We start from the raw sequence: 25,012 nt of genomic DNA on the forward strand, positions 1-25,012 counted from the left end.
CCACCAGCAGCGCCAAGCCCCGCATCCTGGTCCTCTACGGCGGTCAGTCCTCCGAGCACGCCGTCTCCTGTGTCACCGCTGCCGGTGTGCTCCGCGCCATCGACACCTCCCGGTTTGAGGTGGTGGAAGTCGGGATCACCGCCGCCGGGCAGTGGACCAGGCCGGTCACCGATCCGCGCAGTCACAGCTTTGACGGAGCCCAGCTGCCGCGGGTGGAGCCCACCGCCTCCAGCGTCCAGCTGCACCCGGGGGCCGGCGGCTCCGCGCAGCGCAGCGCCGAACTGGTGGAGATCGCCCCTGATCTCAGCGTCACCTCCCTGGGCCGGGTGGATGCCGTGCTGCCGCTGCTGCACGGACCCTTCGGCGAGGACGGCACACTCCAGGGCCTGCTGGAGCTGGCCGGGGTGCCCTATGTGGGCGCTGGCGTGCTGACCAGCGCAGTCGGCATGGACAAGCACTTCATGAAGCTGGCCTTCGCCGCGGCCGGACTGACCGTGGGGCCCTGGGAGACCATCACCGCCCGGCAGTGGGCCGCAGATCCCGAGGCCTGCCTGCAGCGGGTACGGCAGCTGACCCTGCCGGTGTTCGTCAAACCTGCCCGCGCCGGATCCTCCACCGGGATCACCAGGGTGGACGACTGGTCACAGCTTGAGCAGGCCCTGGAGACCGCCCGGAAGTTCGACCCCAAGGTCATCGTGGAGCAGGGCATCCAGGGCCGCGAGATCGAATGCGGAGTGCTGGGCTCCGCCGGCGGGGCTGCCGCCCGCACCTCAGAGTGCGGGGAGATCGTGGTGCATCAGGGCGCTGAGTCCCACCAGTTCTACGACTTCACCGCAAAATACACCGACGACGCCGCAGCCGAGCTCTCCTGCCCCGCCGACCTCCCGGCCGGGGTCAGTGAGGAGATCCGGCGCCAAGCGGTGATCGCCTTCAACGCCATCGATGGCGAAGGCATCTCCCGGGTGGACTTCTTCTACACCAGTGAGGGTGAGCTGGTCATCAACGAGGTCAACACTATGCCCGGGTTCACCCCGATCAGCATGTACCCCCAGATGTGGAAGGCCAGCGGGCTCAACTACACCGAGCTGATCACCGAGCTGATCCAGTTGGCCCTCGATCGCCCAGTGGGCCTGCGCTGAGCCGGGCTGCGCTGAGCCGGGGACGGCACTGCACACAGGCTCCCGGGTTCGCTAGAATTACCAGCATGAAGTCCTCCGCCGAAGACCTGTTCCGGATGCACACCGCCGATCCTGCCACCAGCCCTTCTCCGGGCGGGGCGGCCACCATCGAGCGTGAGCACACCCCACAGCTGTCCGAGCCCGGCGATCACGAGCGGTTCAGCCACTATGTGAAGAAGGACAAGATCATGGAGTCCGCCCTGGAGGGCAACGCCGTGGTCGCGCTCTGCGGCAAGGTCTGGATCCCCTCCCGGGATCCCAAGAACTTCCCGGTCTGCCCTGAGTGCAAAGAGATCTACGAGGAACTCAAGGGCGGCGGAGACGGCGAAGGCTCCGGCCGGGGCGGCCGCGGACTCTTCGGCTTCGGCAAGAACTAGTCCGCAGGGCGTGACTGAACCGACACTCTTCGACGTCGGCACCGACGTCGGATCAGACCTCCCGCCGGTCTACCCCCACCGGGCTGCGCACGGCACCGCCGGCACCCTGCGCCAATGGCAGCAGGAAGCCTTGGACCTCTACATCCGTAAACGTCCGCGGGACTTCATGACCGTGGCTACCCCCGGAGCCGGCAAAACCACCTTCGCCCTGCGCGTGGCCAAACTCCTGGTGGGCTCCGGGGAGGTCAACCGGATCTACGTGGTGGCCCCCACCGAGCATCTGAAGCGGCAATGGGCCGACGCCGCCGCCCGAGTGGGTCTTTCCATCGACCCCAATTTCAAGAACAGCGACGGCCGGCACGGCTCCCAGTTCATCGGCGTGGCCGTCACCTACGCCCAGGTGGCCAATAAGCCGGCCCTGCACCGTAACAAGACCGAGGCCGGGCGCACCCTGGTCATCTTCGACGAGATCCACCATGCCGGTGACTCGCTGAGCTGGGGCGAGGGCGTGCGTGAAGCGTTCGAACCGGCCGTGCGGCGCCTGGCACTGACCGGCACCCCCTTCCGCTCCGACACCGCCGCCATCCCCTTTGTGGAGTATGTGAAGGACGCCGACGGCGTCCCGCGCTCCTCGGCCGACTACTCCTACGGCTACGGGCCCGCCCTGCGCGACCACGTGGTGCGCCCGGTGGTGTTCATGGCCTATTCCGGAAATATGCGCTGGCGCACCGCCTCCGGTGAGGAGATGGAGGCCACCCTGGGCGGGGCGGCCACCAAGGACATCACCAACCATGCCTGGCGCACCGCTCTGAACCCCGAGGGGGAGTGGATCCCGGCCGTGCTGCGTGCGGCCCACCAGCGGCTGCTGAAAGTCCGGGACAAGATCAACGACGCCGGGGGACTGGTGATCGCCACCGATCACGAGGCAGCCCGCGCCTATGCCGCGCAGCTGGACGCGCTGACCGGTCAGCGCACCACGGTGGTGCTCTCCGATGACAAGGAGGCATCCCGGAAGATCGAGGAGTTCAGCGCGGATGGCTCCAAGTACTGGATGGTGGCAGTCCGCATGGTCTCCGAGGGCGTGGATGTGCCCCGGCTCTGTGTGGGGGTCTATGCCACCTCCACCTCTACACCGCTGTTCTTCGCCCAGGCCGTGGGCCGCTTCGTGCGGCTGCGCAAGAAGGCCGAGGTGGCCAGCGTCTTCCTGCCCTCAGTCCCGGTGCTCACCGACCTGGCAGGAGCCATGGAGGCCGAACGCGACCATGCGCTCGGTGTGCCCGGCGGCGAACAGCCGGAGGAGGGCGAGCTGCAGGACCCGCTGGAGGAGGAGCAGGCGGAGGACCGAGCCTCCGAGGAGCTGACCAAGGGCGAGTTCGCTGCTCTGGGGTCCTCAGCGGCCTTCGACCGGGTGATGTTCGACGGCGAGGAGTTCGGCCTCGGCGGCGCGGTGGGCTCCGAGGAGGAACTCGACTTCCTCGGCATCCCCGGGCTGCTGGAGCCCGACCAGGTCTCCGAACTGCTGCGCAGGCAGCAGGCCGAGCAGCTCAAGCGCCGGCCCAAGGGCACTGAGGCGCCCCGGGGCGGCGTCGTGGATCATCGTCAGCTCAAAGCGCTGCGCGCCAAACTCAACAAGTCCGTCTCGGCCTATGCCGCCAAGACCGGTATGCACCAGGGCTCCATCCACACCAGGCTGCGCGAGAAGTGCGGCGGCCCCCCGGTGGGCCAGGCCACCCAGGACCAGCTCGAGGCCCGCCTGAAGCAGGTCCAGCTCTGGTTCACCCGCGCCTGAGCCGCAACCCGCCCGGCATTGGGACCGCTGACCGCCCCGCGCTGCGCCGGTTCCAGGCCAGGCAGGAAATGCTGGGAGCCTGGGGTGGCTGTCCCTCGGACGGGCAGTAGGTGACGATGAGTCCGACTTGCGCTGGCGGCGTCGTAGGCTTCTGCCCAGAATGGGTCGCCTGAGGGGGTCTACTGGGCAGTAGGTGACGATGAGTCCGACTTCCGCTGTTGGCGTCGTAGGCTTCTGCTGGAACGATGAGCGACTATCAGAGGCTGCGGGATTGGGCAGCCGGGCTTTTCCAGGGTGAGCGGGTCACACTGCGACCCATTGAAGAGCACGACATCGAGATAATCTGCGATTGGTGGGACAACCCGGATATCACCCTGTTCAACGACAGTCATATCGTGCGGCGGCCGCGGGTGGTGAACGCTGAGATGGTCCGGTCCTGGGCTGCCAATAAGGACGCCGGTGGATTCTCCTATGCCGCGGAGGTTGAGGGTCAGCTGGTGGGTCAGGTCTCGGTGCATTCGATCAAAGCGCCTGCCTTGATCGGCAAGCTGGGAATCGTTGTCGGCCCAGAGTTCCAGGACCAGGGCTATGGCACGGAGATTCTGGAGCTTGCCCTGCGCATCGCCTTCACCGAGTACGCCTGCCGAAAGGTCGAGTTGCTGGTGTTCAGCTACTCGGACCGTGGGATCCACACCTATGAGAAGGTCGGGTTCCAGGTTGAGGGGCGCCGTCGGGGCAATGTCATGCGCGCGGGCAGATGGTACGACGACGTCACCATGGGCATCATGGCCGAGGAGTACTTCGCTCGTCACCGCCGGCCCTTCTGAGCCCATCCCGTTGCGGATTGCTTCCGATCCAAGCCCAGGGCCGCGCAGCCTCCGGGGAGGCGAGGGACATGTTGAGCCCAGTGCCCTGTCCCTCGGATGGGCAGTAAGTGACGATGAGTCCCGCTTCCGTTGGCGGCGTCGTAGGCTTCTGCCCAGAATGGGGCGCCTGAGGAGGTCTACTGGGCAGTAGGTGACGATGCCTTCGCGGGAAGGGTGAGGTGTCGTCATGAACTGCCCAGGGGGTCTGTTGTGTTCGGTCTGCGGCACGATGCCCCGGGGTTGCACTAGGCGGAGTTTTCCCCAGCCGCGATGGCGGAAGTGCGACACGCCGCCATCTCCGCAGCATGCCCAGAGGCACATCCACCATGAGCCCGCCCGCTGGAGCATAGGGGCTATGAGCGGCCACATGGATCAACAGCCACAGCTAGTCCTGCTGCGGGCAGCGCGGAATCGTGGCGGCTCGCGGTCGTCCTTGAACCGCCGGGTGGGAGAGGGAGAGCTCCTGCGCCTGAGGCCTGGGATCTACACCTGTGCGAAACAGTGGGGCCTTGCGCGGCTCAGTGCGCGGCACCGAGCATTTGCGGCGGCAGTGGGGTTAACGACTCCGGATTCGGTGTTCTGCCAGCGCACGGCACTCTCGCTGTATGACCTTCCGCTCATGACCTGGCCTCGAACGGTGCACAGACGAGTCCGTTCTCGAGGGGCGGTGCGGTGCCGCGGAACCCCCTACTTCCCCATCTGCGGGCGGGTACCGCTGAAGCCAGCGGGGATGACCCGGGTGGAGGCGGAGGCGAGAATCAAGTCCGGGCGGCTCGGCGTTCCAGCCACGGAGGTTGAGGTGCCGGGAGTGAGCCTGCAGGACGGGGGCCCGGTGAAGGTCAAGGTGGAGCCGCTGCCCTATGCGCTGGTGGACACCCTGCCCGGTATGCCGCGGCAGGAGGCGGTGATGGTGTTCGACGCCGCGCTCGCCGGTCGGTACGGCTATGGCAAAGCAGTGCGGGACCCCGACCTCGATGGGGCGGAGAATGTCCTGCCGATACGGGACACAGCGAGGTGGCGGGAGCTGCGGGCGTTCGCAGATGCCGGCTCCGAGAGTCCGGGGGAGTCCCGTTGCCGGGTGATCATTGATGAGCTCGGGTTTCAGGCTCCGCAGCTGCAGAAGGAGCTCAGCGTGCCGCGCATCGGGCGTATTCGTGTGGACTTCTGGTGGGAGGACGTGGTGTGCGAGTTCGACGAGATGATCAAGTACACCCACGGGTTCAGCGGCCAGGCGGCTGAGCAGGTGGTGCAGTGGGAGAAGTTGCGCGAGGATGCACTGCGGCTGCTGGACTACCGCGTGGTCCGGTTGACCTGGAGTGATCTCGAGGATCCTGAGGAGCTGGGCCGGAAGCTGCTGCTGGCCGGTGTCCCGCACCGGGCGCTGCGTCAGTTCACAACGGCTGCCTGAATCGTCCCCCCGGATAGTCTGTGAACGTGGAACCCAAGGGCTGCGCCGGAGCCCCTTGCAGCAGCTTATGTATTGATACATACTGAGATTGTGTCAATACGAAAGGCGAGAGCATGAGTCTTCTGATGTGGGTCATTGTTTCCGCACTGCTGCTTCCGCACCGGATCAGCGCTGCCTCCGCGGGGGATACCAGATGGCGACTCCCCAGCCGGCGGGGCAGGGATTGGCTGGACACCTATGCACGCAGATCAGGGCTGCCGCTGCCGGATGGTGCTCGGCGCCGTCCTGGTCCTGGTTATGGGCTGGCAACAGGACCACGGCATGCTGGTGCTTATCACCATGATGCTGGGTGCCGGACTCGGCGGAACGCTGGCCATCATCAGGGGTAAGCACCAGATCTCCCCAGAGGCCCCGCGCTATGCCAGGGCACAGGCGACCTCCCTGGCCGACTACCTCTCCCACTATGAGCGGCTGACCATGAGATTGGCCCCGGTCACCGCGGCCCTGGCGGCCTTCGCTGCGGTGCTGATCCTCCACCTGGGGAGCTTCGGCCGGCCCGAGAACAATGCCTGGGCCGGCTGGGTGGCGGCCATGTGGCTCTGCCTGGGCCTGACCATCCTCAGCTGGATGGGCACCGAAGTCCTCCTGCGCAATGTGCTCGCCCAGCCGCAGCGGGCCCGCTCGGAACTGGAGCTGGCCTGGGATGACCACAGCCGCTCACAGGCGCTGCGCGAGACCAGTGGACTGCCAGTGCTCTTCTCCTGGCTGACTGCCCTGACCGCTGTCTGCGCAGTGGGCCTGGTGGTCACCTCCGCCGAGGTGCGTGAGGGCGCGGCGGAAGAGACCCTATTGGCCGGGGTGGTCATGCTAGCCGGCGGACTGGTCGCCGTGGCGGTGACCGCGGTGCCGCAGATTCTGGCAGCCGCTCGAGGGGCAGGTCATCATGTTCTCCGACGGCTGTGGGCCGGTCACCCGTTCCACACGGCACCGGCTCAGGAGCGCCTATGATCCTGCGGCTGGATCCCGCCTCCGCCGCGCCTCCCTATGAGCAGCTGCGGGAGCAGCTGGTGGAGCAGATTCGCAGCGGGGCACTGAAACCTGGCGCGACGCTGCTGCCGGTGCGCCGGCTTGCCGGGGACCTCGGGGTGGCGCCCAATACTGTGGCCCGCACTTACCGGGAGCTCGAGCATGCCGGCTACGTGAAGGGTCAGGGCCGCCGGGGCACGGTGGTCCTGCCTCCCCCCGAGGACCAGGGAGACGACGACGCCGCCCGCCTCACCCGGGATTATCTGAGGGCCATGGAGTCACTCGGCTACACACCGGAGAAGGCGCTCAGCTGTCTGAAGCAGGCTGCCGGGCTGCCCTGAGGCGCTCAGAGGTCCTGCAGGGAGATGACGGTGATCCCGGCCTCTTCGAACTCCTCATAGGTCTGATCAATCTTGTCCTGGCTGACCCCTACGGTGAGGTCGGAGATCACGGTGACCGCGTAGTCATTCTCAGCGGCGTCCAGCGCGGTGGCCCGCACGCAGTGGTCGGTGGCGATGCCTACGATGGTCACCGCGTCGATGCCCTGATGCTGCAGCCAGGTGTCCAGATCCGGGGCTTCGGCGGGGATGACATCCTCAGGCTCCACCTTGATGCCCTTCTCACCCTCCAGGATGCCTACCCGCTCGGGGTCCCCGAGCTGGCCCTCGAACCCGGAGTAGCCGTCGTCGTAGAGCCCTTTGAGGAACCGGGCCTCGATATGGTCGGTGTCCAGATCGGTGTGCAGCTCCGCACCCTTAGTGCCGGCCACACAGTGCACCGGCCAGGAGCGCACAAAATCAGGTTTGTCGGAGAAGTGCGGACCGGGGTCGATATGCCAGTCCTGGGTGGCGACCACGGCGCTGTACTCGGCGTGGTTCTCCTCCAGGAACTCACTGAGGTCCGCAGCCACCTGGGCCCCGCCCTCTACGGCAAGCGCCCCGCCCTCGCAGAAGTCATTCTGCACATCCACGATGATCAGTGCCTGAGCCATGATCCACTCCTCACTCTCGGTGTGCTGCTGACACCAAGCCTACCGGTGAGACCCGGCAGCGGAACAGCAGGCCGGTTTGAGATGGGTGAGCTCAGCTGCCAGGTCATGGCGCACCCGCCGCAGGGACCAACACTGTGGGGATCACCGGGTCTCCCTCGGAGAGCCGGTGCGCCTCAGCAGGCAGTTCAGCCGTGGAGTCCCGGTGCCGCTGGGCGGCGCGTTCAACTCCTTCGGCCCCGGTGAATCCGGGCTGGACCTCGCCCTCGATCACCAACGGGACCTGCAGCTGGCGGCCCAGATAGCCGGTCTCGGCCAGCGGTGTGCCGGCCGCGAGGACCTCAGCCTCCGCATGCCCGTGATCGTCCACGCTGCGCAGTGCCTGCTTCCTGCCTCCGGCGCTGGCCTTGCCCGCAGCGGCTTTCTCCACTGACACCGGCGTTCCAGAGTCGTCCTCGCGCTGGACCAACTTGTAGACCATCGAGGCGGTGGGCGCACCGGAACCGGTGACCAGCCGGGTGCCCACCCCGTAGGAGTCCACCGGAGCGGCGGCCAGCCGGGCGATGGCGTGCTCATCCAGATCAGAGGAGACGATGATCCTGGTCTCCTTATTGCCCAGCGAGTCCAGCAGCTTGCGCACCCAGAAGGCCTGCTCCACCAGGTCCCCGGAGTCCAGCCGCACCGCACCCAGTTCAGGCCCGGCGATCTCCACGGCCTTGCGCACAGCGGCCTCCACATCATAGGTGTCCACTAACAGGGTGGTGCCGGGGCCGAAGGCCTCCACCTGCGCGGCGAAGGCCTCCTCCTCAGTGTCGTACAGCAGGGTGAAGGCATGGGCTGCGGTGCCCAGAGCGGGTAGGCCCCAGGTGCGCGCGGCCTCCAGGTTGGAGGTGGCTGCGAAGCCCACCACCGCTGCCGCCCGGGCCGAGGCGGTCGCCGAGCGCTCCTGGGTGCGCCGGGACCCCATCTCCACACAGGGCCGGCCGCCGCGCTCAGGCGGCCCCCCGGCGGCCATCACCATCCGGGAGCCGGCGGAGGCCACCGCAGAGTCATGGTTCATGATCGAAAGCACAAAGGTCTCCAACAGGCAGGCCTCGGCAAAGGAGGCGGTGACCTGCAGCACCGGGGAGCCGGGCAGATACACCTCGCCCTCAGCGTAGCCGGTGATCTCCCCGGAGAACCGGTAGCCGGCGAGGAAGTCCAGGGCGGCGTCGTCGACTATTCCCCGGGACTCCAGGAAATCCAGCTCCGCCTGCCCGAACCGGAACTGCTCCAGCCCCTCCAGCACCCGGCCGGTGCCAGCCACCACTCCGTAGCGCCGCCCCGGCGGCAGCTTCCGGGAAAACACCTCAAAGGTGCACCGCCGGTGCGCGGCCCCCGAGCGCAGCGCAGCCTGGACCATGGTGAGTTCGTACTGATCGGTGAGCAGCGCAGTGGAATCAGCCATGCCCCACATCCTAGACTGGGCCTATGAGCTCCACCGCAGGATCCACGCTCACCCAGGAGGAGACTGACCTCCACCTGAGCACAGTGGCCGCCAAGCCCTACCAGGTGGTGGTGTGGAATGACCCGGTGAACCTGATGAGCTATGTGGCCTGGGTCTTCCGCAGCTACTTCGGCCATTCCAAGGAGAAGGCCAAGAAGCTCATGCTCCAAGTCCACCAGGAGGGCCGGGCAGTGGTGGCCACCGGCCCGCGGGAGAAGGCCGAGCGCGATGTCACCGCTATGCACAGCTACGGCCTGCAGGCCACCCTCGAGGAGGCCGACTAGTGGCCCGGGCCTTCCGCGCCACCACCCGCGGCTATAAGGCAGAGCTGGAGCCCCATGAGCGGCGGCTGCTCTCTCAGCTCTGTGCCGATGTGATCACGATGCTCCAGGCCCGCGCCAAAGAGCTCAGCGGCGAGGACGCCGAGCACACAGCCGACGACGCCGCCCAGGATGAGTTTGCCCACTTCCGCCGGGAGCTTGCCGGGTTGGGAGACGGGCTCGAGGATCAGACCGGAGAGGAGACGGCAGCTGGCGGCGTGGCACCCCCCACCGATCCGGCCCTGGCCCGTCTGCTGCCCTCAGCCTCGGCCGAACCGGAGCAGGCGGCACAGTTCCGGCGGCTGGCGGAAGGCTCCCTGCGCGAGTCCAAGATCGCCGACCTGCGGGCTGCTCGGATGGCCCTGGAATCCGATCCGGTGACGCTGAGCGAGGACCAGGCCCCGGTGTTCGGCCGGGCGCTCAACGATGTGCGGCTGACCCTGGCCACCCGGCTGGGCATCGAGGATGAGGCCGATGCCGAGGAGGTCCACCGCCGCGCCGGGCGCGGGAAGGCCGCCACCACCGATGACCTCATGGCCGAGCTCTACGCCTTCTCCACCTGGCTGCAGGAGACCCTGTTCTCCGCGATGCTTGATGTGATGCCCGATGAGGCCGAGGGCCAGGACTGAATGCCGCACCTTAGCGCCGGTGCCGTTATGCTGAGCCACATATGAAACTGACGATCATCGGCTGCAGTGGGTCCTTCCCGGGGCCGCAGTCTGCAGCAAGCTGCTACTTGGTCTCCCAGGAGTACCAGGGCCGCACCTGGCGGATCGCCCTGGATCTGGGCAGCGGAGCACTGGGGCCGCTGCAGAAGCACATCGCGCTGGAGGACCTGGACGCCGTGTGCCTGAGCCACCTGCACCCGGACCACTATATGGACCTGACCGGACTGCATATCGCGGTCAAATGGCGCCCCGGGGGCTGGCCGGCCGAGCGGATCCCGGTCTACGGGCCCGCCGGCACCGATGAGCGGATCGCGGTGGCCCACGGCATCGACCCGCAGCCGGGTATGCACACCGAGTTCGACTTCCGCACCTGGAGTCCGGGCCGGGCCACCCAGATCGGGCCCTTCCGGATCACCCCGGTGCCGGTGCGGCACCCGATCGAGGAGCCCTATGCGCTGCGGATCGAGGTAGAGCACAGCGAGCCCGAGGGTTCGGAGGCCGCAGAATCAGCTGGCGGGACCCGGGTGCTGACCTACTCCGGTGACACCGACACCTGCTCCGGGCTGATCGAGGCGGCCCGCGGCGCCGATGTGTTCCTCTGCGAGGCCGCCTACCAGGACGGCCGCGATGATGAGCTCCAGGGCATCCACCTCAACGGTGACCGGGCAGGAGCAGCAGCGGCCGAGGCCGGCGCGGGACGGATGCTGCTGACCCATATCCCAGCCTGGACCGATGCACAGGTGGTCCGCGAGCACGCAGCCAAGCGCTACAGCGGGAACATCGCAGTGGTCGCCGACGGGGTCACCTACCAGATCTGACCAGCAGAAACACCATGCAGGAGGGTTCATGAGCCAGAAATACGCACGCGCGGACGGACGCAGCATCCACCAGCTGCGCGAGGTGAAGATCACCCGCAGCTGGTCTGCCCACGCGGAGGGCAGCGCCCTGATCGAGTTCGGCAACACCAAAGTGCTGTGCACCGCCAGCTTCGAATCCGATGTGCCGCGATGGCTCCGCGGCCAGGGCCGGGGCTGGGTGACCGCCGAGTACGCCATGCTGCCGCGGGCCACCAACACCCGCAACTCCCGGGAGGCTGTGAAGGGCAAGATCGGCGGGCGCACCCATGAGATCTCCCGGCTGATCGGCCGCTCCCTGCGCGCGGTAGTGGATCTGGAATCGCTGGGCGAGAACATGATCACCCTGGACTGCGATGTGCTCCAGGCCGATGGCGGCACCCGGACCGCAGCGATCACCGGGGCCTTTGTGGCCCTGGTGGACGCGATCGAATGGGCCCGCGCCGAGGGCCATGTGCGCAAGCGTGCCGAGGTGCTCACCGATTCCGTCTCAGCGGTCTCCGTCGGTGTGCTGCCCGACGGCACCGCAGTGCTGGATCTGCCCTACGGGGAGGACTCCACCGCGGGCACGGATATGAACGTTGTGGTCACCGGCTCAGGGGAGTTCGTAGAGGTTCAGGGAACCGCCGAGGGCAGCCCGTTCAGCCGCGAGCAGCTCAACGAGCTGCTGGACCTGGCGGTGACCGGCTGTGAGCGCCTGGCCGAGATCCAGCGTGAGGCCCTGGCCAAATGAGCGCACCGGACATGCTCGGCGCCCGGATTGTGCTGGCCACCGCCAATCCGGGCAAGCTGCGCGAGTTCCGGGCGCTGCTGGCTGATCAGCCGCAGCTGGGGCACCTGGACCTGGAGCGGGTAGTCATTGACGCCGCCAGCGCCGGGGTCGGGGAGATCCCGGAGACCGGGGTGAGCTTTGAGCAGAACTCGCTGCTGAAGGCCCGCACCGTGGCGGCTCAGACCGGGCTGCCCGCAGTGGCAGATGACTCTGGACTGGCCGTGGAGGTCCTCGGCGGAGCCCCCGGGATCTTCTCCGCGCGCTGGGCCGGGATCAGCGCCAGCGATGACAACAACCGGCGCCTGCTGCTCCAGCAGTTAGCGGATATCCCCGCAGAGCACCGGGGTGCCGCATTCGTCTGTGTCGCCTCCCTGGTGCTGCCCCAGAAGTACGACGACGCCGCCGGGCTTGGAAACAGCTCAGAGGTCACCTCAGCTGAGTACACCGCGGAGGGCAGGCTTGAGGGCACCCTGCTCACCGAGGAGCGGGGCGAGGGCGGCTTCGGCTACGACTCGATCCTGCAGCCGGCAGGGGAGACCCGTTCCTGCGCGGAGCTCTCCATGGCGGAGAAGAACGCCATCTCGCACCGGGGCAGGGCATTCGCCCAGCTGGCCCCGCGGATCGTGGAGGTGCTGCGCTAACCCCATGGCAGCATCAGCATCACCGCTCGGCGGCGCCCTGGCCGGGCTGCGTCCGCCGCGGGTGCGGGGCCTGGACTTCACCGCTGTGGACTTCGAGACCGCCAATGGGTTCCGCGGCTCGCCCTGTGCGATCGGCATGGTACGCATCCGCGACGGCAATGTGGACGAGCTCTACTTCAAACGGATGCGCCCGCCGGCCGGATTCGACAGGTTCGACCCCCGCAACGTGGAGATCCACGGCATCACCCCGCAGCGGGTGGCCGCTGAGCCCCGGTTCGGCGAACTCTTCGGCGAGATCCGGGAGTTCATCGGAACTGACACCCTGGTGGCGCATAATGCTGCCTTCGATGCTGAGGTCTTCGAATCTGCCCTGGAGGTCTCTGGGCTGGACTCCCCGGGCGGACTGCGCATGCTGTGCTCAGTGCGCCTGGCCAGAGCGGTCTACCAGCTGGACTCCCACGCCTTGCCGAAGGCGGCCGCCGAGGCCGGTTTCCACCTCAAACACCACCACCATGCGCTCTGGGACGCGCGGGCTGCGGCCGCCATTGTGGTGGACATCGCCGAGCGGCAGCGGACCAACCGGCTTCAGCAGCTCTTCGCAGCCCAGCAGATCGAGGCCGAGGAGCTGGAAGCATGGACCGCACCCCGGGCCTATGAATCCCGGGCCACCCGGCAGGTGCGCAGTTACGCCCACCTGCTTGACGCCACCGCAGCCGGCGTCACTGACGCTATGATGCCGGACCTGATGCGCTGGCAGGAGGAGGGGAGGAATCTGCCGCCCTCGCCCGAGGCGGATCCGGGCCATCCGCTCTACGGCCAGCACCTGGTCTTCAGCGGCAACCTGGCCCTGCCGCGCCCGGAGGCCAAGGCGCTCGCCGCCGAGCACGGGGCCACCACCTCCTCCAAGGTCATCGGTGCCACCACCATGCTGGTCATCGGCGACGGGGTGAGCCTTCAGGACATCGAACAGGCTGTGCACGGCGGCGCACCGGTTGCTCCGATGCAGGCCCGTAAGGTCCGTGAGGCGCTGGCCCGCCGAGCCAAGGGCCAACCGATCAGAATTCTCACCGAGTCAGAGTTCCGCGAACTTCTGGGTCAGCGATGGCCGCTGCCGCGCTAGTCCCGGCGGCGGGTGCACGCCCCGCTCGCCTCTCGGCCGCGTTGCCGCGGCCTTCGCGCCTGAAGTCGGCTCGATCGGTAAACTCCGAGCCTCACCGGGATGCGGGTTTGGTTGCGTCCCGCCAGCGGTGGGCCAGATCCTCGACCACTACGCTCAGCAGCTCCTGGCGCGGCCCCGGGTCCCTGATCTCTGGTGTCCGGAGGGCGCCTCGTCGTGCTTCTGCCACCAGCTCGGGGTGCCCGTGGGTCAGGCACAGCGCCTGGGCTGCCCAGTCCTGCTTCATGGGAGCCGCCACGTACGGAACCAGGCTGATGGGGATGACCCGCTGCAGGGCGTCGTCGTACTGGATATCCGGCTGGGCGGGCTGAGCCGGGGAGCCGATCGGAGTGGGACGGGACAGCGCAGTGCGCAGCCCGGTGAGTGAAGACTCCGCGCTGTGCGGCAGCAGCTGCAGGCTCCCGGAGTCCAGAATCAGCTGACACGCATGATCAGTGGGCCGCGGCGGAGGCTCCGGGGCTCCGGCCGGGAAGCTGCCGGTGACCACCCGGTGCCAGCGCAGAGCGGCCAGCCACATGCTTGCCGCAGGATCGGCTCCGGTGCCCTCCTGGGCCCACTGCAGCACCTCCAGCAGTCCCTCGGCCAGGCACAGGGCCAGCAGCGTCTCTGCGTGCACAGGCTCCCCGGGGGCGGGCAGCAGAGCGCGCAGGGCAGGTTCGAAAGCTGCGATGAGCTGGGCGTCTTCGGCGGGATCCGGTGTCACGAAGGGTAAGAATACCGACACTCAGCCTCCCGGCGATTCTCATCTCCGGGGCGGGCCGTAAGGTGAGAGTCGAGGCTAAGCGGAAAGGGATGAGATGAAGCTGCTGCACACCTCCGACTGGCACCTCGGGCGGGGGTTCCACGGGTTCTCCCTGCGCGATGAGCAGGAGGAGATGCTGCAGACTGTCTGCCGGACCGTGGAGGAGCACGGGGTGGGGGCGGTGCTGGTGGCCGGTGATGTCTATGACCGTGCCCTGCCCCCGGAATGGGCGGTGCAGCTGCTGGACACCACCCTGGGCCGGCTGCGCCAGCTGGGTGCTGAGGTGGTCATCACCTCCGGCAATCACGATTCTGCGGCCCGGTTGGGGTTCATCCGGAAAGTCGCCGCAGCCTCCGGTCTGCACTTCCGGACTGCGCTCAGCGACGCCTGGACCCCGGTGGAGCTGGCCGACGGAACCCTGGTCTATGGGGTGCCGTACCTGGAGCCGCAGCTGGTGGCCGGAGAGCTGGGCGTTGAGCGCGCCAACCACACCGCCGTCACCGCCGAGGTCATCCGGCGGATCCACCAGGACCGCGACCGGCGCAGCCTTCGGGGCAGAGTGGTGGTGATGGCGCATCTGTTCGCTGCCTCCGGGGTGGCCTCCGAATCGGAGCGGAACATCGGCGCTGAGGCGGCCCCCGGGGACCAACTGGACCACCACGAGCGGAGTGCCGGGGGCCTGGCAGTGGTCCCCCTGGGTGTTTTCGACGGCTTCGACTACACCGCGCTGGGGCATCTGCACGGCCGTCAGCGGCTCTCCGAGACTGTGCGGTACTCCGGCTCGCCCATCCGGTACTCCTTCTCCGAGACTCGGCAGGCCAAAGGTGCCTGGCTCTACGACACCGACACCGGGCAGGCCGAACCCCTGGACTGGCAGATCGGCCGGCGGCTGGTGCAGCTGCGCGATGAGATCGAGGTGATTCTTGACCCGCAGACCGTGGCCGAGCACCGGGACTGCTACGCCCAGATCACCCTGGTCGACGATCAGCGGCCCGAGCGCGCCTACCAGCGGGTCCAGGAGGCCTACCCCTACCTGGCCAGCTTCACCTACAGCGGGGCAGCCCGGGCCCAGAGCGCAACCACCTACTCGCAGAAGATCGCCGAGGCCAGGACTGATGCTGAGATCATCACCGGGTTCTTGGAACATGTGCGCAGCCGCGGACCCAGTCAAGCCGAGCAGCAGCTGATCCAGGAGGCCATGGAGACGGTCCGGCTGGGAGGTGCCCCATGAAGCTGCACAGTCTGAGACTCTGCGCTTTCGGCCCCTTCCCGGGTCAGGAAACGGTGGACTTCGACGCACTAGGTGCCGAAGGGCTGTTTCTGCTGCGCGGACGCACCGGATCCGGAAAGACCTCTGTGCTGGACGCTGTGACCTTTGCGCTCTACGGGAAGGTCCCCGGCGAGCGGGACCACAATATGCTCAAGTCCCACCACGCCCCGCCGGAGCGCGAGCCCGTTGTGGAGCTGGAGTTCAGCTGTGGGGAGCAGCGATGGTGGGTGCGCCGTACCCCGCCGTACTGGCGCCCCGGTCGGGCCAATGCAGTGGGCAGCACTATTCAGCTCAAACGTCTCCTCGGTGGAGACTGGGAGCCGGTCACATCCGGTGTCCAGGCAGCCAATGCTGAGCTGCAGCAGATCCTGGGGCTGAATGTGGACCAGTTCACCAAGGTCATCCTGCTGCCCCAGGGGGACTTCGCCGAGTTCCTGCACGCCTCCAGTAAGGAGAAGCAGGAGCTGCTTGAACGGCTCTTCGACACCCACCGGTTCCGGGCCTTGGAGATGGCGTTGGCTGAGGCCGCAAAGGCCTCCGAGGAGCAGATCAGCCGGCTTCAGGCGCAGATCGAACACCAGGCCAGCACGCTGCGCCGCGATGCAGCCCTGCTGCTGGGTGCCGAGCACTGCCAGGAACAGCAGCTCGATCTTGACGGCACACCTGAGGACCAGCTGGGGGAGTTGGTGGCCCAGGAGGCCGCGACGGTGCAGCGGCAGCTGGCTGCCCGCACCGCGCAGGCCGCCCAGGCGGCCCAGGATGCGCGTCGCGAGGCTGAGCACCAGGCGGCCCGGCGCAGGGAGCTGTTGGCCTACCAGCAGTATCAGCAGGATCTTGCTGACCACCAGGGGCAGGCTGAGGAGGCTGAGGCCTCCCGGCGTCTCAGGGATCGGCATATGGCTGCCGTGCAGATCGCCTCCTGGCTGAAGGAGGCTGAATCTGCCCAGCAGCAGGCCGCTTCCGCCCAGGCTGAGGCGCAGCTGGAGGCGAGGCGAGCTGCTCAGGTGCTGGCGGAGCAGAACGAGGTGAGCGTGGATCCGCTCACCGATGCCGAGGGTCTTCCGCAGGAGGCGGCCATCGAGACGGTGCTGGAGCGGCTCACCGCCCTGCGCAGCAGTCTCACCGAGCAGGATGCCCGCCAGCTGGAGGATCAGCAGGCCGCGCTGCGCAGCCAGGCTCAGCAGCTGCGGCAGCAGGCGGAGGAGGCTCGTCAGGCCCAGGAGCAGCTGCAGGCAGAGATCGAGACCCTCGGTGGCAGACGTGAGGAGCTGGCCGCTGAGCAGACGGACCTCGAGCAGCTCGACCAGCAGCGGCAGGCCGCCCAGCAACAGCTGCAGGCCGCCAGTCATCGCGCGGAGCTGACCCAGCAGCGCGATGCCGCAGCCCAGCAGCAGCAGCGCACTCAGCGCGCTGCCGAGGAAGCCCGGCAGCAGGCCCAGGCGGCGGCGCAGTCCCACACCGAGGCGGTGCGCCGCCGGCTCGATGGTCTGGCCGTGGAGCTCGCCGAGGAGCTTCAGCCCGGCAAGCCCTGCCGGGTCTGTGGCGGCACCGAGCACCCGGCCCCCTTACAGGCGGTCGAACACACGGTCAGCCGACAAGAGGTGGACCGGGCCCGGAAGGCCGAGCGTCAGGCGCTCACCGCGGCAGAATCGGCCCGGGCCGCCTATGACGCCGCCCGCGCCAGGCTCGAGGAGCTCAGGGCTGCGCTGGGTGAACACGGCCAGACAAGCACCGCCGAGGCAGCTCGGCTCGCCGAGCAGGCCCAGCAGAGACTGGACCAGCTCGACGCTGAGCGCACTCGGCAGCGCCGCCTGAGCGTGCAGCTGCAGGAGCTTACCGAGCAGATGCACACCCTCCAGCAGCAGCACGCCGAGTCCGGGCACCGGGCTGAACGCTGCGCCGATCAGGCCCAACGGGCCGAGCAGGACGCCCAGCAGCTTGAGCACCGGCTGGCCACCCTGCGCGGGGTCCATCCCAGCGTCCAGGACCGGCTGCAGCTGGTTGAGGCCTGCGCCGAAGCCCTGCACCAGGCGCTGGAGGCCCACCGGCAGCACCAGAGCCGTATTGCCCAGGCAGCCAGGACAGCCGAGGCCGCCCAGCGTGAGATCACAGGATCCCCCTTCGCCGGTGCTCAAGAGGCCGCGGCCGCCGTGCTGGATGACCAGCAGCTGGCCGAGGCCGAGCAGATCATCACCGCCTACCAGGACGAGGCCAAGCGCCTGGAGTTCACCGCCGCCCAGGCGGAGGTCACCGCGGGGCGCCGCCGGCACCAGGCCGCAGAACAGCTGCCCAGCCAGGAAGCCGTGGAGGCCGCAGCCGAACAGGCAGCTGCCGCCGAGGAGCAGCTGCAGGGCCGCCGAAAGGAGCAGACCGCCTTCGAAGCCCGACAGCAGGGGGTCACCGACTGCATCAGCGCCCTCGGTCAGGCGCTGGCGGCCAAGGGCGCCCAGGCCGGGGAGCAGCAGCTGCGCGCAGATCTGGCCGCAGCGGTCAACGGCCGCGGCCAGGACAACCCGATGCGAATGACCCTGACCACCTTCGTGCTTGCCGCCAAGCTCGAGCAGGTGGCCCTGGCGGCCTCCCGGCATTTGCTGACCATGTCAGAAGGCCGGTACCGCCTGCTGCACGATGACGAGGGCGGCTCCGGGGCAGCTAAGAAGGGCTTGGATCTGAAGGTCCACGATGAACACTCCGATGAGTACCGCCCCACCTCCTCACTGTCCGGGGGAGAGACATTCATGGCCTCCCTGGCCATGGCGCTGGGCCTGGCTGAAACGGTGCAGTCCGAATCGGGCGGACTCGGCATGGAGAGTCTGTTCATCGATGAGGGCTTCGGCTCACTCGATGACCAGACTCTGGAGGCGGTGATGACCGCGCTTCACACCCTGCAGGGAGAGGGCCGCCGGATCGGTGTGGTCAGCCACGTTACGGAGATGCACCAGCAGATCCCCGTCCAGCTGAAGGTCACCAAGACCACCACCGGATCCACGCTGACCATGGTGGGCACCGCATGATCCGCCTGCTGGAACTGGCGGCCCGGCTGCCGGGCACCCTGCTGCCCTTCGCCGTAGGGCTCGCACTGGTAGGCGCCGACTGGTGGGCTGCCCTGGGCATCGGCGCCGCCGCGGTGGCAGGCTACTTCCTCTCTGCGCCCTTGGGCCGGCTCCTGAACCGTTGGAGCAGCCCGCGCAACCTGCTGCTGGCCCAAGCGGTGGTCTACGTCATCCTGCTGGTGCTGCTCATCGCCGCGGTGGAGCAGCAGCTGCTCTGGCTGGTGCTGGTGCTCAGCCTCGGCGCCGCTCTGGCCGCCCCTGCGGAGCGGGTCTGCGTGCCTAACCCCCGTCTGGACCGCACCGCGGTGGCGCTGAGCTTCATTTTGGCGGTTGTCTGCGGCCTGGTCTCCGCATGGGCCGTGCCGCTGGTGGTCTGCGGAGTCGCGGCAGCCGCCTCGGTCCCGGTACTGGTGATGCTGCGCAGCAGCGGCACCGACCAGGGTGAGGCTGGGCTCAGCCGGCCAGGAAGTTGAGCACCGTCTGCTTATACTCCCGGGCCGTCAGCACATTGATGTGGTTGCGCCCCGGGATCTCCACGAACTCTGCCGCAGCCCCTGCTGCACGCACCAGTTGGGCCAGTCTCGCCGCCCCGGCAGCGATACTGTCCTGGGCTCCGGCCACCACCAGGGTGGGGACTGCCGGGACTGTTTCCTCAGGGCGGTAGGGGTCCTGGGCAAGGGCCAGACGCAGCTCCACCACATGGGGGAGGTTCTGCCCCGGCAGGGCCGCAGCCACTGTGATGAACCGGCGCGTAGCCTCATCCGCCGGCTCAGGCCCACCCCGGGCCCAGCTGCGGGCCTGCGCGGGCGCCACCTGGTACACGTCATCGGAGACCGGGGAGCCGCCCATCACCAGGGAGCCCACCAGCTGCGGGTGCTGGTGGGCGAACTCCCAGGAGATCCTGGACCCCATGGAGTACCCGTGCAGGTGCACCCGGCCGCCGGCAGTCTCGGCGGTCTGCTGCAGATCGTTCAGAATGTCTGCCAGGCGGAGCCCGCTCGGATCGACCTCAGCTGAGGCCCCATGACCCGGTAGATCTACCGAGACGATGCTCCGCCCAGTGCCGGCCACAGGGTCCAGCCATCCGGTCTTGACCCAGTTGAACAGTGTGTTCGAGGCAAAGCCGTGGACCAGCAGCACCGGCGCCCCGGTAGGCTCCGGATGCTTCCAGCTGTGCACAGTCAGCCCGTGCGGGGTCCGGTAGGAGGAATCAGCGGGGTACTGCAGTCGTGCCACGGCGTCGTCCTGTGTTCTTAGGTGCAGCCGGAGCGGACCGGCTCAGATGTCCAGCTGCAGAGTCTTGGCCGTGGACTCGGTGACCTCGGCCAGCAGCTTCTCGTTCTCGTTGAGCAGCTGGCCGTAGGAGGGCACCATGGTCTCGAGCTGGGGCCTCCAGCCTTCGATCTGGCCGGGGAAACAGCGCTCCAGCAGCTTGAACATGATGCTCGGCGCGGTGGAGGCCCCGGGGGATGCGCCGAGCAGCCCGGCGATGGAGCCGTCGGCGGCGGCGATGAGCTCGGTGCCGAACTGCAGGACTCCCTTGCCCCGCTCATCCTTCTTCATCACCTGCACCCGCTGGCCGGCGGTGATCAGCTCCCACTGCTCACCGTCAGCCTCGGGGTAGAACTCCTGCAGGGCAGCCACCTTCTTGCGCTGGGACTTGGTGACCTCCTTGAGCAGATAGCTCACCAGCGAGGTGTTGGTGGCACCGACCTGCAGCATCGGCAGCAGGTTATGCGGCCGTACCGAGAAGGGCAGGTCCAGGTAGGAACCGGACTTCAGGAAGTTGGTGGAGAATCCGGCATAGGGTCCGAACATCAGTGAGCGGCGGCCCTCCACGAACCGGGTGTCCAGATGCGGCACGGACATCGGCGGGGCTCCCACCGAGGCCAGACCGTACACCTTGGCATGGTGCTGCTCAGCGATCGCAGACTCGGTGGCGCGCAGGAACTGACCGGAGACCGGGAAGCCGCCGAAGCCGCGGATCTCCCGGATCCCACTGGACTGCAGCAGCCCCAGGGCCCCACCCCCGGCACCCACAAACACGAACCGGGCGCTGGCGGTGAACTTCTCCCCACCGGCGGTGTTCTTCACCTTCATCTCCCAGCGCCCGTCAGTGCCCCGGGAGAGGCCGGTGACCTCGTGGCCGTAGCGCAGCTCTACGCCCTCAGCGCCCAGGTGCCCGGCCAGCTGCCGAGTGATGGAGCCGAAGTCCACATCGGTGCCGTCGCGGAACTGGGAGGCAGCTACCGGCTTATCCGCAGTGCGCCCGGCGGCCAGTAGCGGCGCCCAACTGCCGATGGTGTCAAGATCCTCAGCATGCTCAATATGGGCAAACAGCGGCTCCTTCCGCATTGCCTCATAACGGTCGCGCAGGTACTGGGTGTTCTTCTCACCCCAGACAAAGCTGATATGCGGCAGCGCGTTGATGAACGTGCGGGGAGCGCCCAGGGTGCCGTTCTCGGTCCAATGCGACCACAGCTGACGGGAGACGTGGAACTGCTCGGCGATTCCGGCGGCCTTGGCCGTGGAGATCGCACCGTCAGCCCCACGGGGGGTGTAGTTCAGCTCGCAGTAGGCAGTATGCCCGGTGCCAGCGTTGTTCCACGGGTCGGAGGACTCCTGACCGGCGCCGTCGAGTTTCTCGAACAGGGCGATGCTCCAGTCCGGCTGGAGCTCCTTGAGGATGGCTCCGAGGGTGGTGGACATGATGCCACCACCGACCAGAATCACATCGAATCGTTGGGATGACGGCGTCGACGCTGACTCGGTCACGGCAGAGCTCCTCATAGTTGACAGGGATGATTCGGTTCGACTTTACCGCCGCGCTGTGCGCGGCAGGAAATTGGCTCTCAGCTGATCAGGACTCGGTGAGCCGGATCTCTGCGAAACGCTCATTGAGCACCGGCGACATCGGATAGTCCGCAACTCTGGCCCCCAGCGCCATGCCGGAGATGGGATAGGCCAGCGGCAGCGCAGGGAGCTGGTCCTGAACCAGGTCAGCCACCTGCTGGTACAGCTCGGTTCGGGTCTTCTGATCCGGCTCGGCACGCGCCTCGTCGAGCAGCTCCATCACCTCGGGGTCGCGGAAGTGGAACTCCTGGCTCGGCTGCCCGAACAGCGGGGAGAAAAAGGTGTGCGGGGAGCGGAACCCGCCGTTGCGCCCCAGCAGGTGCATCGCCCGGTTGGAGTCGGCCATCAGCTGGTCCACATAGCCGTCCTCCCAGCGCACCGGCCGCGGCCGGATCACAAACCCTGCAGCGGTAAGGTCAGCGGCAATCGCCGCAAAGACGGCCTCCGGCCGGGGCAGGTAGCTGCGGGTGCTGCTGATCGGGTAGTAGAAGTCCAGCGGCTCACCGTCATAGTCGGAGTCCTCCAGCAGCTCCTGGGCCATAGTCAGGCTGTACCCATACTGCAGCGCAGTGTCGGAGTGCACGCCCAGCGCCGCGGGGGTGAACTGGTAGGCGGGCCGGGAGCCGTCCAGGAAATAGTCCTCCACCAGCTGCGTCCGGTTGATCGCTCGGGCTGCCGCCTGCCGGATGGTGAAGTCGGACATCACCGGGTGGTTGAGGTTGAAGCCCATGTACAGCACCGAGAACGGGTCCCGCTGCAGGATCAGCCTCCCGGACTGCACCAGGGTGCGCAGGTTGTCCGCCGTGATGAAGTCATAGACATCCACCTCTCCGCGCTGCAGCTCACGCAGCCGGTCGAAGGTCCTGGGCAGGGCCCGCACCACCACCTCGGCCGGTCCCTCATGGGCGTCCCAGTATTCGCCGAAGGCCTGCAGCCGGGTGGCGGTACTGTTGTCCTCCTCCGTAGGCTCAGCCAGCCGGTACGGGCCGGTGCCGATCGGTCGGCGGGTGATCAGCCCTGGGTCGCTGTCCACCAGGACTTCAGCCGAGGCGATTCCGAAGGCCGGCAGGGTCAGCGCCTGCAGCAGATAATGCACAGGCTCGCTGAGGGTGAGCACCACAGTCTGTTCATCCTCGGCCTCCACCGCCTCCAACACACATTCCTCAGCGCCCATGAAGCCGCCGAACACCGAAGGGAAGGCCAAGGGGGTGGCCCGGCTGATATTGCCGTAGCCGTAGAGGTAGTCCAACTGCCCCCATCGTTCAAAATTGGCTGCGACCACCTCAGCGGTGAGCTCTGTGCCGTCATGGAAGACCACGCCCTCACGCAGGATGAAGGTATAGGTTAGCTCGTCCTGGCTGACCTCCCAGTCCTCGGCCAGCAGCGGGGCCACACTCCCCGTCTCCTGGTCGATGCCCACCAGGGGCTCGAAGATCTGGCGGATGATCCGCTCGCTCTCGGTGTCCACCACCATTCCTGGGTCCAGCGAGCTGGGCAGGTGTATTCCAGCAATGGTGATGCTGCCGGCGGCCTCCCCGGTCCCGGAGTCCTCCTGATACTGCTCCAGCGGATCATCTGAGCCTTCCCCGGGTTCGGGAGTTGCCGCCGAGTGCAGTGCCGCAGCGGTGCCGGCCGCCGAGGACGCGCCGATGAACACGCGCCGGGAAAGGAGATTCACGTGGGCGAGAGGGGACTTGAACCCCTACGTCATAAGACACTGGAACCTAAATCCAGCGCGTCTACCAATTCCGCCACTCGCCCGTGCAGCAGCGCCTCATTCTAGCCTGTCCCGGCCGCGCGCGCAGGTCGCTGCGCTAGTGCCTCAGCCGATGCCCAGTTCTTTGCGCAGGCGTGCCACATGCCCGGTGGCCTTTACGTTGTACTTGGCCAGGGCCACTCTGCCCTCACGGTCCACCACCACCGTGGAACGGATCAGACCCTCGAACACTTTTCCGTAGTTCTTCTTCTCACCCCAGGCCCCGTAGGCCTCGGCCACTGCGTGGTCCTCGTCCGAGAGCAGCGGGAAGCTCAGTGACTGCTGCACAGTGAACTGCTCCAGCGACTCCACCGGATCGGGGGAGAGGCCCAGCACCTGGTACCCGGCAGCCTGCAGCGGCTCCAGGGAATCCCGGAAGTCACAGGCTTCAGTGGTGCACCCCGGCGTGGAAGCCTTCGGGTAGAAGTACACGATGACGTGCTTCCCCCGGTAGTCGCTCAAGGAAACCCTGCTGCCGTCGGCAGCAGTCAGGGTGAACTGCGGGGCGGTGTCCCCGGGGGCGAGCTGGGCAGTCATCAGATATTCCCTTCGGCGGCGTCGTCATCTCTTCTTCTCTTACCCTATGTGACTGCGGGCAGGGCGCGGGCCGCCACCATCTCCCAGCCCACCCGTAGACTTACTACAGCGGCCCGCAGCTACTTCGGGTCCGAGTCGAGACAGGGAGCACAATGGTCATCCAGACCGAACGCGGCCCTCAGGAGGAACGCCTGATCGGGGCCTTCCGGGCGGTGTTCGACGCATCGGTGATGAACTTCGGTTCCTATAACCTGCTCTACGCGGAGAACCTGTTCGGCCAGGAGGATCACCCGGAGATGCTGATCAGCAGCAAACAGGCCCCCGCTGCCGAGCTCTCCGCCCAGGAGGCCGTGGAGTCTTCCCGGCACCTGCTCATCGGGTATCGGAGGGAGCCGGTGGAGATGGTGCTGTGCCCGGTGGATCCGGCCGCAGTGCTGCCCCCAGCAGATGACGACGACGCCCCCCTGCCCCGGGTGCCGGTGCTGGTGAACCTGACCAATCTGGCCGGTATGGCGGTGGAGGATGCCACCGCCGAGATCGCGCTTTCCACCGGCCGGCGAGTCAGGCTCCGCGTGCAGTCCTCTGTGAAGTTTCCGCAGCTTCCCCAGGTGCCGTTGCACCAAGAGCTGGATGTGGAGGACTTCTACGGGTTCCTTGACCACTTCATGGACCGGGTGGAGCGTAAGCACCGTTGATCGGGCCCAAAACCTGCGCAGACACGCAAAAACCGCCGACCAGGATAGGCCAGACGAAAGTCTGAAATATCCGATCGGCGGTTGAAGCCGGTGGGCCCCGCGGGACTTGAACCCGCAACCTGCAGATTAAGAGTCTGATGCTCTGCCAGTTGAGCTAGAGGCCCTCGTGATGTGCTCCCAATCCGAGCGGAACGCTCAGTGGGCAACGACAGAAAAACTTATCACGGTTAGCAGCCATCTGCCAACTCCGCGTGCCCGCTGCGGCTGGGAACCTTGATCGGGGTCCGCCGGGAACCGTCACCGAGTCTTCGCCTTTGCTCCGTCCTGCATAAGGTTTTGCGCACCACGTAGCGAAATAACCCTATGCAGAGCGCAAAGCCATACAGAAAACGGCAAGGCGGGGCAGGGGGCCTGCCGGGACCGTGGCTGGCTGGGGCGTCGTCGTACTGGCCGTGGCACCGGCGTCGTCGGTCCTAATGATCCCCAGGATTCGCAGGGCTTTCTCAAAGTCCGGTGAGTTCGGCGGCGAGTTCTGGGTCGCGTGCGTAGTGGCGTA

The 25,012-nt window shown here is 67.4% G+C and carries 24 protein-coding genes, 2 tRNA genes and 1 pseudogene; 17 read left to right on the forward strand and 10 right to left on the reverse strand.

What is annotated here, in order from left to right; genetic code table 11:
* Positions 1–23 precede the first annotated feature (23 nt).
* The 7 genes and pseudogenes from GNZ21_RS05290 to GNZ21_RS05320 all read left to right on the forward strand — a co-directional run.
* Positions 24–1,139 (forward strand): annotated as a pseudogene (locus tag GNZ21_RS05290) (D-alanine--D-alanine ligase family protein); the annotation flags it as partial.
* A gap of 95 nt (positions 1,140–1,234) precedes the next feature.
* A complete protein-coding gene (locus GNZ21_RS05295) occupies positions 1,235–1,555 on the forward strand; it encodes a DUF3039 domain-containing protein (protein ID WP_157322103.1) in 321 nt (106 codons plus the stop codon).
* A 10-nt stretch (positions 1,556–1,565) separates the two neighbouring features.
* Positions 1,566–3,344 carry a DEAD/DEAH box helicase gene (locus tag GNZ21_RS05300; RefSeq protein ID WP_188503738.1) on the forward strand — a complete coding sequence of 593 codons (1,779 nt, stop codon included), beginning with the start codon at positions 1,566–1,568 and terminating at the stop codon, positions 3,342–3,344.
* A gap of 245 nt (positions 3,345–3,589) precedes the next feature.
* Positions 3,590–4,171 carry a GNAT family N-acetyltransferase gene (locus GNZ21_RS05305; protein WP_157322046.1) on the forward strand — a complete coding sequence of 194 codons (582 nt, stop codon included), beginning with the start codon at positions 3,590–3,592 and terminating at the stop codon, positions 4,169–4,171.
* Between the two features lie 769 nt (positions 4,172–4,940).
* A complete protein-coding gene (locus GNZ21_RS05310; protein ID WP_157322048.1) occupies positions 4,941–5,618 on the forward strand; it encodes a hypothetical protein in 678 nt (225 codons plus the stop codon).
* A 237-nt stretch (positions 5,619–5,855) separates the two neighbouring features.
* A complete protein-coding gene (locus tag GNZ21_RS05315) occupies positions 5,856–6,626 on the forward strand; it encodes a hypothetical protein (protein WP_157322050.1) in 771 nt (256 codons plus the stop codon).
* Complete coding sequence (locus tag GNZ21_RS05320) at positions 6,623–6,985, forward strand: GntR family transcriptional regulator (protein ID WP_157322051.1); 363 nt, start codon at positions 6,623–6,625, stop codon at positions 6,983–6,985. The genes GNZ21_RS05315 and GNZ21_RS05320 overlap by 4 nt, the downstream gene beginning before the upstream one ends.
* A gap of 5 nt (positions 6,986–6,990) precedes the next feature.
* Here the strand turns inward: GNZ21_RS05320 and GNZ21_RS05325 are convergent, their stop codons facing one another.
* Both GNZ21_RS05325 and GNZ21_RS05330 read right to left on the reverse strand, forming a co-directional pair.
* Positions 6,991–7,635 carry an isochorismatase family protein gene (locus GNZ21_RS05325; RefSeq protein WP_157322052.1) on the reverse strand — a complete coding sequence of 215 codons (645 nt, stop codon included), beginning with the start codon at positions 7,633–7,635 and terminating at the stop codon, positions 6,991–6,993.
* 103 nt (positions 7,636–7,738) lie between these two features.
* Complete coding sequence (locus GNZ21_RS05330; RefSeq protein WP_229659549.1) at positions 7,739–9,079, reverse strand: nicotinate phosphoribosyltransferase; 1,341 nt, start codon at positions 9,077–9,079, stop codon at positions 7,739–7,741.
* Between the two features lie 23 nt (positions 9,080–9,102).
* Between GNZ21_RS05330 and clpS the strand changes: the two genes are divergently transcribed.
* The 6 genes from clpS to GNZ21_RS05360 are packed head-to-tail and all read left to right on the forward strand — an operon-like array spanning position 9,103 to position 13,493.
* Positions 9,103–9,402, forward strand: coding sequence for an ATP-dependent Clp protease adapter ClpS (clpS, locus tag GNZ21_RS05335; RefSeq protein ID WP_157322054.1), 300 nt, complete (start codon positions 9,103–9,105; stop codon positions 9,400–9,402).
* Positions 9,402–10,067 (forward strand): DUF2017 family protein, encoded by a 666-nt coding sequence (locus GNZ21_RS05340; RefSeq protein ID WP_188503740.1) that lies wholly within the window; start codon positions 9,402–9,404, stop codon positions 10,065–10,067. The genes clpS and GNZ21_RS05340 overlap by 1 nt, the downstream gene beginning before the upstream one ends.
* Positions 10,068–10,108: 41 nt before the next feature.
* Positions 10,109–10,924, forward strand: a complete 816-nt coding sequence (locus tag GNZ21_RS05345; RefSeq protein ID WP_157322057.1) for an MBL fold metallo-hydrolase — start codon at positions 10,109–10,111, stop codon at positions 10,922–10,924.
* 28 nt (positions 10,925–10,952) lie between these two features.
* Positions 10,953–11,693, forward strand: coding sequence for a ribonuclease PH (gene rph / locus GNZ21_RS05350; protein WP_157322059.1), 741 nt, complete (start codon positions 10,953–10,955; stop codon positions 11,691–11,693).
* Complete coding sequence (gene rdgB, locus GNZ21_RS05355; RefSeq protein ID WP_157322069.1) at positions 11,690–12,373, forward strand: RdgB/HAM1 family non-canonical purine NTP pyrophosphatase; 684 nt, start codon at positions 11,690–11,692, stop codon at positions 12,371–12,373. The genes rph and rdgB overlap by 4 nt, the downstream gene beginning before the upstream one ends.
* A 4-nt stretch (positions 12,374–12,377) precedes the next feature.
* Positions 12,378–13,493: an exonuclease domain-containing protein gene (locus GNZ21_RS05360; protein WP_229659550.1), complete on the forward strand. Its 1,116-nt coding sequence runs from the start codon at positions 12,378–12,380 to the stop codon at positions 13,491–13,493.
* Between the two features lie 91 nt (positions 13,494–13,584).
* On the opposite strand, the gene GNZ21_RS05365 is transcribed toward GNZ21_RS05360, so the two are convergent.
* Positions 13,585–14,253, reverse strand: coding sequence for a hypothetical protein (locus GNZ21_RS05365; RefSeq protein WP_157322071.1), 669 nt, complete (start codon positions 14,251–14,253; stop codon positions 13,585–13,587).
* Between the two features lie 94 nt (positions 14,254–14,347).
* On the opposite strand from GNZ21_RS05365, the gene GNZ21_RS05370 reads away from it, so the two are divergent.
* The 3 genes from GNZ21_RS05370 to GNZ21_RS05380 are packed head-to-tail and all read left to right on the forward strand — an operon-like array spanning position 14,348 to position 19,088.
* Positions 14,348–15,523 carry a metallophosphoesterase family protein gene (locus GNZ21_RS05370; RefSeq protein WP_157322073.1) on the forward strand — a complete coding sequence of 392 codons (1,176 nt, stop codon included), beginning with the start codon at positions 14,348–14,350 and terminating at the stop codon, positions 15,521–15,523.
* Positions 15,520–18,576 carry an AAA family ATPase gene (locus GNZ21_RS05375; protein ID WP_157322075.1) on the forward strand — a complete coding sequence of 1,019 codons (3,057 nt, stop codon included), beginning with the start codon at positions 15,520–15,522 and terminating at the stop codon, positions 18,574–18,576. The genes GNZ21_RS05370 and GNZ21_RS05375 overlap by 4 nt, the downstream gene beginning before the upstream one ends.
* Entirely contained in the window at positions 18,573–19,088 is a 516-nt protein-coding gene (locus tag GNZ21_RS05380; RefSeq protein ID WP_157322077.1) for a hypothetical protein, read from the forward strand. Before GNZ21_RS05375 ends, GNZ21_RS05380 begins: the two co-directional genes overlap by 4 nt.
* Here the strand turns inward: GNZ21_RS05380 and GNZ21_RS05385 are convergent.
* The 5 genes from GNZ21_RS05385 to bcp form a co-directional block, all read right to left on the reverse strand.
* Positions 19,069–19,851, reverse strand: coding sequence for an alpha/beta fold hydrolase (locus tag GNZ21_RS05385; protein ID WP_157322079.1), 783 nt, complete (start codon positions 19,849–19,851; stop codon positions 19,069–19,071). The genes GNZ21_RS05380 and GNZ21_RS05385 overlap by 20 nt on opposite strands.
* Before the next feature lie 42 nt (positions 19,852–19,893).
* Positions 19,894–21,405 carry a malate:quinone oxidoreductase gene (locus GNZ21_RS05390; RefSeq protein WP_157322081.1) on the reverse strand — a complete coding sequence of 504 codons (1,512 nt, stop codon included), beginning with the start codon at positions 21,403–21,405 and terminating at the stop codon, positions 19,894–19,896.
* 70 nt (positions 21,406–21,475) lie between these two features.
* Positions 21,476–23,146, reverse strand: coding sequence for an ABC transporter substrate-binding protein (locus tag GNZ21_RS05395; protein WP_157322083.1), 1,671 nt, complete (start codon positions 23,144–23,146; stop codon positions 21,476–21,478).
* Between the two features lies 1 nt (position 23,147).
* A tRNA-Leu gene (locus GNZ21_RS05400) sits at positions 23,148–23,229 on the reverse strand.
* Between the two features lie 61 nt (positions 23,230–23,290).
* Positions 23,291–23,761, reverse strand: coding sequence for a thioredoxin-dependent thiol peroxidase (gene bcp, locus GNZ21_RS05405; RefSeq protein ID WP_157322086.1), 471 nt, complete (start codon positions 23,759–23,761; stop codon positions 23,291–23,293).
* A gap of 152 nt (positions 23,762–23,913) precedes the next feature.
* Between bcp and GNZ21_RS05410 the strand changes: the two genes are divergently transcribed.
* On the forward strand, positions 23,914–24,456 hold the full coding sequence (locus GNZ21_RS05410) for a hypothetical protein (protein WP_157322088.1): 543 nt from the start codon (positions 23,914–23,916) through the stop codon (positions 24,454–24,456).
* A gap of 91 nt (positions 24,457–24,547) precedes the next feature.
* Here the strand turns inward: GNZ21_RS05410 and GNZ21_RS05415 are convergent.
* A tRNA-Lys gene (locus tag GNZ21_RS05415) sits at positions 24,548–24,620 on the reverse strand.
* 197 nt (positions 24,621–24,817) lie between these two features.
* On the reverse strand, positions 24,818–25,012 hold a 195-nt coding region (locus tag GNZ21_RS15870), incomplete at its 5' end, for a hypothetical protein (RefSeq protein WP_232532686.1).

Source organism: Nesterenkonia alkaliphila (assembly GCF_009758175.1).
Taxonomy (GTDB): Bacteria; Actinomycetota; Actinomycetes; order Actinomycetales; family Micrococcaceae; genus Nesterenkonia; species Nesterenkonia alkaliphila.